This window comes from Streptomyces kebangsaanensis (assembly GCF_001906585.1).
Classification (GTDB): domain Bacteria; phylum Actinomycetota; class Actinomycetes; order Streptomycetales; family Streptomycetaceae; genus Streptomyces; species Streptomyces kebangsaanensis.
The window spans coordinates 11,305-17,435 of sequence record NZ_JUJA01000036.1 but is presented as its reverse complement, the minus strand read 5'-3'; the positions used below and the strand labels follow the sequence as shown (position 1 = coordinate 17,435).

The 6,131-nt window shown below is 71.7% G+C and carries 5 protein-coding genes; all 5 read left to right on the top strand.

All coding sequences use genetic code 11. The features are described from left to right. Positions 1-129: 129 nt before the first annotated feature. Positions 130-1,212 (top strand): ABC transporter substrate-binding protein, encoded by a 1,083-nt coding sequence (locus RH94_RS04610; protein WP_073946370.1) that lies wholly within the window; start codon positions 130-132, stop codon positions 1,210-1,212. 312 nt (positions 1,213-1,524) lie between these two features. Next, positions 1,525-3,147 carry a sugar ABC transporter ATP-binding protein gene (locus tag RH94_RS04605; RefSeq protein ID WP_073946369.1) on the top strand — a complete coding sequence of 541 codons (1,623 nt, stop codon included), beginning with the start codon at positions 1,525-1,527 and terminating at the stop codon, positions 3,145-3,147. Next, positions 3,144-4,112: an ABC transporter permease gene (locus RH94_RS04600; protein ID WP_073946368.1), complete on the top strand. Its 969-nt coding sequence runs from the start codon at positions 3,144-3,146 to the stop codon at positions 4,110-4,112. Before RH94_RS04605 ends, RH94_RS04600 begins: the two co-directional genes overlap by 4 nt. Continuing rightward, entirely contained in the window at positions 4,109-5,134 is a 1,026-nt protein-coding gene (locus RH94_RS04595) for an ABC transporter permease (protein WP_073946367.1), read from the top strand. The genes RH94_RS04600 and RH94_RS04595 overlap by 4 nt, the downstream gene beginning before the upstream one ends. A gap of 64 nt (positions 5,135-5,198) precedes the next feature. Continuing rightward, the coding region (locus RH94_RS04590) for a LacI family DNA-binding transcriptional regulator (RefSeq protein ID WP_234425539.1) at positions 5,199-6,131 on the top strand (933 nt) is incomplete at its 3' end.

Below are 6,131 nucleotides of genomic sequence, written 5' to 3'. Positions count from 1 at the left end.
CCCCGCCCCCTGCCGAGAACGTGCGCGACGCCGCATTTCCCACCGTGCGGCCCCTTCGGCGATCCGGACGACGTCGTCGACCTCGCCGCGACAGAGCAGTCGCCCCACCACGCAAGGAGTGCACCGACCATGACCACCCCTCGCAGATCCCGTCTCGTGGCCGCCGCCTGCCTCGCCGCCGCCGCGGCCCTCGCCGCCGGCTGCGCCAAGGAGGAGGGCACCGGCACGGCCTCCTCCGACACCAGCCAGGGCGCCCAGGTGGTGCAGTCGCCGTCCGCCGACTCCTCGGGCTCGGGCTGCACCCTGGAGACCTACGGCGCCACCAGGATCGACCTGAAGAACGCGGTCGTCGGCTTCTCGCAGTCCGAGAAGGAGGCCAACCCCTTCCGGATCGCCGAGACCCGGTCCATCAAGGACGAGGCCGCCAGACTGGGCGTCAAGAAGCTGCTCACCACCAACGCCCAGTCCCAACTGTCCAAGCAGATCAGCGACATCAAGGACATGCTGGCCCAGGGCGCGCAGCTGCTCATCGTGGCGCCGCTGAACTCCGACGGCCTGGAACCGGCACTCCAGGCCGCCGCGGCCGAGCACGTGCCCGTGATCACCGTCGACCGCAAGCTCAACGCCACCGCCTGCAAGGACTACGTGGCCTTCCTCGGCTCGGACTTCGTCGAACAGGGCAAGCGGGCGGCGGACGCGATGATCGAGGTGACCGGCGGCAAGGGGAAGGTCGCGATCCTGCTGGGCGCGTCCGGGAACAACGTCACCACCGACCGCACCAAGGGCTTCGTCGACCGGATCGGGGCCAAGGCCCCGGGCCTGGAGATCGTGGCCCAGCAGACCGGCGAGTTCGCCCGCGACAAGGGCCAGCAGGTGATGGAGCAGCTGATCCAGTCCAAGCCGGACATCACCGCCGTGTACGCGGAGAACGACGAGATGGGCCTGGGCGCCGTCACCGCCCTCAGGGGAGCCGGCAAGAAGCCCGGCAAGGACGTCAAGATCATCTCCATCGACGGCACCCGCAACGCGGTGCAGGCCCTGGCCGACGGCCAGTACAACGGTGTGATCGAGTCCAACCCCCGGTTCGGCCCGCTGGCCTTCGCCACCGCGCAGAAGTTCTTCGCCGGCGAGGCCATCCCGGAGAACGTGATCATCTCCGACCGCGCCTACGACGCGTCCAACGCCAAGGACTCCCTGTCCGGAGCCTACTGAGACGCCCTCGGGCCACCCGGGCCGCCCCTAGGGCCTGTCGTCACATTCCCGTCTGCCTCGCGACGCCCGGCACGCTCCCCCAAGCTCTTCGAGCAGGGGGGACCCCCACTCGCCGCACCGGGCGAAAGTCCGAGTACATCCAGTACAAGGACTTCCGCCCGGCACTCCCCCAAGCTCTTCGAGCAGGGGGGACCCCCAGAGCACGCACCAGACGCCGCGAGCCCGCCCTTCGGGCGACGACGGGAATGTGACGACAGGCCCTGGACCGGGCGGCCCGCTCCCCGCTCACCGACCCACGGAAGGCCTGACCCCATGGCACCCCCCGAAGCGGCAGTCGCCGCACCGCACCCGGACGCGGACGGCGCCGCGCCACCGACGGTGCTGGAGGCCGTCGGCGTCGGCAAACGCTTCGCCGGCGTGGTGGCGCTCGACGACGTGTCCCTGACGCTGCGCCGCGGTGAGATCCACGCCCTGGTCGGCGAGAACGGCGCCGGCAAGTCCACCCTGATCAAGGTGCTCACCGGCGTGCACCGCCCCGACACGGGAGAGCTGCGCCTGGGCGGGCAGCCGGTCTCCTTCGCCCGGCCGCACGAAGCGCAGCAGGCCGGCGTCTCGACCATCTACCAGGAGGTCAACCTCGTCCCGATGATGAGCGTGGCGCGGAACATCTTCCTGGGCCGCGAACCCAAGAACCGCCTGCGCCTGATCGACTTCCCCCGGATGCACCGGGAGGCGGCCGAGCTGCTGGCCGGCTTCGGAGTCACGGCCGACGTGCGCCGCCCCCTGAACACCCTGGGCGTGGGCACCCAGCAGATGGTGGCGCTGGCACGGGCGGTCTCGGTGCGGGCCCGGGTGGTGGTGATGGACGAGCCGACCTCCGCGCTGGAGCCGCGCGAGGTGGAGACGCTCTTCCGGGTGATCGAGGAGCTGCACAGCCGGGACATCGCCATCCTCTACGTCAGCCACCGGATGGACGAGCTGTACCGCATCTGCGACCGGGTCACCGTGCTCCGCGACGGGCGGCTGGTGCACACCGGCCCGCTCGCGGAACTGGACCGGATGCAGCTGGTCTCGATGATGCTCGGCCGGGAGGTCGCCGAGGTCCGCCGGCACGGCGTCACCGGCTTCGGCGCGGAGCATGACGCCGCCCGGGAACCGGTGCTCACCGCCGAGAACCTGAGCCGCCGCCACCTGCTCGACGAGGTGTCACTCGAGTTGCGTCCGGGGGAGGTCCTGGGCCTGGGCGGCCTGCTGGGTTCCGGGCGCACCGAGACCGCCAAGGCCCTGGTCGGTGCGCTGCCGCTGGACTCCGGCACGGTCTCGGTGGCGGGCAGACCGCTGCGCCGGCCGTCTCCCGCCGCGGCGATCCGGGCCGGTGTCAGCCTGCTCTCCGAGGACCGCAAGGCCGAAGGCATCGTGCCCGGCCTGTCGGTGCGGGAGAACATCGTCCTGGCCGCCATGCCCCGCCTCTCCCGGGCCGGTGTCGTCTCCCGCAAGCAGCAGGACCGCATCGTCGAGGTCTTCATGAAGCGGCTGCGGATCAAGGCGGCCGGCCCCGAGCAGAAGGTCGAGGAGCTCTCCGGCGGCAATCAGCAGAAGGTGCTGCTGGCCCGCTGGCTCTGCCTGGAGCCCAAAGTGCTGCTGCTGGACGAGCCCACCCGCGGGATCGACGTCGGCGCCAAGGCCGAGGTGCAGGCCCTCATCGACGAACTGGCGCAGGAGGGGCTGGCCGTGCTGCTGATCTCCTCCGACGTCGAGGAGCTGGTGGAGGGCGCCGACCGGCTGGTGGTGCTGCGCGGCGGCGCGGTGGCCGGTGAGCTGGCCGGCGACCTGGTCAGCGAGCCCGAACTGCTGGACATGCTGGCCGCGCACACCCCCGAGCCCGCCGCCGAAACCCCACACACAGCGCCGCACACGGACAAGGAGCAGGAATGACCCAGCTGTCGCCGGCACTGGGACGGAGCGCGGTCCGGCTCGCCGCACCGGCCTGGTTCCAGAAGTACGGCGTCTACACGGCGGTGTTGGTGCTGCTCGCCTTCAACGCCGCGTTCACCGAACACTTCCTGACCGTCGCCAACCTGCGGACCCAGCTGGTGCAGGTCGCCCCCGTCGTCATCGTGGCGCTCGGCATGGCGCTGGTCATCGGCACCGAGGGCGTGGACCTGTCGGTGGGGTCCACGATGGCGCTGGCCACCGCGCTGCTGCCGCTCTATCTCGGCTACGGCCTGATCCCGGCACTGCTCGTGGCGCTGGTGGCCGGGGTCGTGGTGGGCGCGGTCAACGGCACCCTGGTCGCGGTGGTGGGCCTGCAGCCCATCGTGGCCACCCTGGCCCTGTTCGTCGGCGGCCGGGGGCTGGCCCTGGTGATGGCCGACGGGCAGCTCAAGCAGATCGTCAACCCGGACCTGCTGGCGCTGGGCAGCGGGGAGGTGCTGGGCGTCCCCGTGGTGGTACTGACCGCGGGCGTCCTGGCGCTGGCGGTGGCCGGCCTCGTGCACCGCACCACCTTCGGCCGTCAGTTGGTCGCGGTGGGCGGCAACCGGGCCGCCGCCGGGCTCGCCGGGCTGCCGGTCAAGCGGGTCCTGATCGGCGTCTACGTGCTGTGCGGCGTCCTGGCGGCGCTCGCCGGCGTGCTGGCCACCGCCCGGCTGACCGCCAGCGACCCCTCCGCGCTCGGCAACCTCATGGAGCTGTCCGCGATCACCGCGGTGGTGGTCGGCGGCACGCCGCTGACCGGCGGCTCGGTGCGGGTGCTGGGCACCGTCACCGGCGCGCTGCTGATGCAGCTGCTGCGGGCCACCTTGGTCAAGCACGACCTGCCGGACTCCACCGCGCAGATCGCCCAGGCCGCCATCATCCTCGTCGCCGTCTACGTCGCCCGGGAGCGTCGGTCCCGATGAAGTCACTCACCACCCCCCGGCCGCTGTCGGCCGCCCTCCGTTCGACGACGGCGTCCCCCTCCCCGGCCACCGGCCAGGAGCGGATCACATCGCTCCTCCAACGGCACGGCGCTCTCGCCGTCCTGGTGGCGGTCGTCCTGGTCTCCTCACTCGTCTTCCCGTCCTTCGGCACGCTCGACAACGCCCAGAACATCGCCGTACAGGCGTCCTTCATCGCCGTCGTCGCCCTGGGCATGACGCTGGTGATCATCACCGGCGGCATCGACCTCTCGGTCGGATCGGTGTTCGCGCTCGGCGGCGTCCTGGCCGCCTGGGCCTCGCAGTACGGTCTGTGGGCCGCGCTGCTGCTGCCGCTGGCCGTCTGCGGGGCGATCGGCACGCTGAACGGACTGCTGATCGCACGGGCCGGCATGGCCCCCTTCATCGTCACCCTGGCCACCCTGCTCGGGGCCCGCGGACTGCTGCTCGCCCTCACCCACGAGGGCGCCACCACCTATCTGGTGCCGCGGGGCTCGGCCTTCGCCGAACTCGGCCAGGGGACGGTGGGCGGCTTCGGGTATCCGGTGCTCATCGCGCTGGTGCTGTTCGCCGCGGGCGGGGTGGCGTTGCAGCGCACCTCGTTCGGCCAGTCGCTGTTCGCGGTGGGCGGCAGCTCGGACGCCGCGACCCTGATGGGGCTGCCGGTGGCCCGCACCCGGATCCTGGTCTACCTGCTCAGCGGGCTGCTCGCCGGGTTCGCCGGCGCGCTCAACGCCGCCCGGCTCTCCTCCGGAGTGACGATCCTCGGAGTGGGCATGGAGCTGGACGCCATCGCCGCGGTGGTCATCGGCGGCACCCTGCTGACAGGCGGCGCCGGCTCGGTGAGCGGCACCCTATGGGGAGTGCTGCTGCTCGCGGTCATCCAGAACCTGATCAACCAGATAGGCTCGCTCAATTCGTCCTACCAGTCCGTGGTCAGCGGCGGCTTCCTCATCGTGGTGGTCGTGGCCCAGCGGTACCTGGCGCGGGCACGCCGCACCTGATGACAGACGCCGTGCCGCAGGACCCGTCGCAGTCCTGCGCCCGGCCCGACAAGGAGGGAACGCCGTGGGCGTCAGCCTCAAAGACGTCGCGCTGCGAGCGGGAGTGTCCATCAAGACCGTCTCGAACGTCGTCAACGACTATCCGCACGTCACCCCGGCCATGCGAGCCCGGGTGCAGCAGGCGATCGACGAGCTCGGCTACCGCCCCAATCTCACCGCGCGCCACCTGCGCAAGGGCCGTACCGGAATCATCGCGCTGGCCGTCCCCGAACTCGGCAACCCGTACTTCGCCGAGCTGGCCAGCGCGGTCATCGACGCCGCGGCCCGCCACCACTACACCGTGCTGCTGGACCACACCGCCGGCATGCGGGAGAAGGAGATGCTCGTCTGCCAGGGTTTCCGGACCCATGTGATCGACGGCTTGATCCTCTCCCCGATCGAGCTGGAGAACCACGACCTGCGCGGCCGCACCGACACGGCGCCGCTCGTGCTGCTCGGCGAGCGGGAGTACGACGCCCCCTACGACCACATCGCGATCGACAACGTGGCCGCGGCCCGCAGCGCGGTCCGCCACCTGGCGGGGATGGGGCGGCAGCGGATCGCCTTCCTCGGCGCGCGGGCGGAGAGCGCCCGGCAGCCCGCCCATCTGCGCCTCCAGGGGTGGCGGGAGGAGTTGGCCGCGGCCGGGCTGCCACACGACGACTCACTGGTGGCCCCCACCGACGGCTACGGCCGGGCGGACGGAGCGCAGGCCATGGCCGCCCTGCTGGACCGCGGAGTGCGGCCCGACGCGGTCTTCGCCTACAACGACCTCCAGGCGATCGGAGCCATGAGGGTGCTCGGCGAGCGCGGGCTGCACGTTCCGCGGGACGTCGCGGTGGTGGGGTTCGACGACATCGAGGAGGGCCGCTTCGGGGCGGTCACCCTGACCACGATCTCCCCCGACAAGCAGGCCATCGCCCGCCAGGCCGTCGGCTGCGTCATCTCACGGCTGACC

Excerpts from the sequence above, each read along its gene's own strand:
- RH94_RS04610 (WP_073946370.1), top strand. The coding sequence starts at position 130 with ATGACCACCCCTCGCAGATCCCGTCTCGTGGCCGCCGCCTGCCTCGCC.
- RH94_RS04605 (WP_073946369.1), top strand. The coding sequence starts at position 1,525 with ATGGCACCCCCCGAAGCGGCAGTCGCCGCACCGCACCCGGACGCGGAC.
- RH94_RS04600 (WP_073946368.1), top strand. The coding sequence starts at position 3,144 with ATGACCCAGCTGTCGCCGGCACTGGGACGGAGCGCGGTCCGGCTCGCC.
- RH94_RS04595 (WP_073946367.1), top strand. The coding sequence starts at position 4,109 with ATGAAGTCACTCACCACCCCCCGGCCGCTGTCGGCCGCCCTCCGTTCG.